Annotated in this window: 1 protein-coding gene; it reads right to left on the reverse strand. The window is 46.6% G+C overall.

Annotated elements, in window-relative coordinates; all coding sequences use genetic code 11:
- Positions 1-176 precede the first annotated feature (176 nt).
- A complete protein-coding gene (locus CIK89_RS07295; RefSeq protein WP_094390734.1) occupies positions 177-563 on the reverse strand; it encodes a hypothetical protein in 387 nt (128 codons plus the stop codon).
- Positions 564-741 lie beyond the last annotated feature (178 nt).

A 741-nucleotide genomic window follows, 5' to 3' on the forward strand; every position in this document is an offset into this window, starting at 1 on the left:
GAATAGTTAAACTGCATCAGGCGCAACTTCGCCTTTTTGTTGCCGTTGCGGGCTTTCGTCAGACAGGCAGTCTGTTCGCCCGATTCCCTGAGCTTCATATACTGCTCTCTCGAAGTGATGGGGTAGCCGATTTTTCGGCCACTCTCCATCTTGATTACAAAACAACTCATTGTCTCTTAGTGTTTTAGTTGATAGTTAATAAGTGCCTTGACAGCTTCGGCTGCCTCTCTTTTGATGGTGTTGGCGATATTGATCGACTCATGACAATACACCTTCAGCGTCAGTTGGATGCCATCGTCCTTGGTCTTAGAAACGCGCCCATGTGCCAGTTTCTTGATCAGCACAGACTGCGATCTCCGCCATGGCTTAGCCACGAAGTCAAACGTCCCGTCGGTCATCTGTTGCGCCACCCCGTTGGTGCGGAAGCGCTGCACGCTGAGGGGAATGGGGTCGTCAGGGGTGAAGAAGAAGGATCTGCGCTCGTCGTAATGCGCTACGCCTTCGAGTTGGATGTGGTCACAGTTGTTAAACTGGTTGTTAATGATTTTTTCTTCTGTTTTCATCTTAGTTGATTTTTGCGAGCGGAAACAGATTGGATTCTTGTGCACTTTACCCTGGGAATATCCTCCGCAATGTTCAACTCAGATTAATAAATGTGTTTTAGTTAGAACCGATTCTCACGTTAAACGAGAACGTCCAGTTGATGATTGTAAAATTGAAATATACGCTCATTGTTTTCTT

Source organism: Prevotella sp. P4-119, from assembly GCF_002251345.1.
In the GTDB taxonomy this organism is placed as follows: Bacteria; Bacteroidota; Bacteroidia; order Bacteroidales; family Bacteroidaceae; genus Prevotella.

Coding starts and splice junctions, on each gene's coding strand:
- CIK89_RS07295 (WP_094390734.1), bottom strand. CDS start 563: ATGAAAACAGAAGAAAAAATCATTAACAACCAGTTTAACAACTGTGAC.